The following is a 444-nucleotide window of genomic DNA, read 5'->3' on the forward strand; positions in this document are numbered from 1 at the left end:
TTCTACTCCTTATAGCCAAGTGCCACGAAGTGTAATGGTTATTAGAGAAATGTTTGTAGTCGCGAATTGATAGGAGAACTGATCACCCGGAGCAAACGTCGTGGTTGATTGAACACTCGTAAACGAGTTGCCGTTCACTGTGTCTATGTTAAGTGTTCCTACCTGCGTTCCTGTGTTGGGCGTTGACGCTGGGTACTTCATGATACGTACGGTCGCTGTGGTGCCAGATATCAGTACCGCATTTGCTTTCGCGCCCACGAAGTTCTGCCCGAATTGGCAGTTGTCTGTGAACATGTAGAACACTTCGTTGATGACGTTTGGGTTACCCTGAATGTTGACGGGTAGCCGTGCAACATCTGGGCTCGTTGGCAAATTCAACAGATCGTTATACGAGCCGGTAACGGCCACGGTCGCCAATTTTCCTGACGACAAGTTGCCTGCGGT

General features: G+C 49.3%; 1 protein-coding gene. It reads right to left on the bottom strand.

The window, feature by feature from the left end; translation table 11 throughout:
• Positions 1–9: 9 nt before the first annotated feature.
• A partial coding sequence (locus AC1RPN_RS08440) for a hypothetical protein (protein ID WP_481763752.1) occupies positions 10–444 on the bottom strand: 435 nt, incomplete at its 5' end.

The organism is Dellaglioa sp. CoH-57-MRSF-20 (assembly GCF_056781955.1).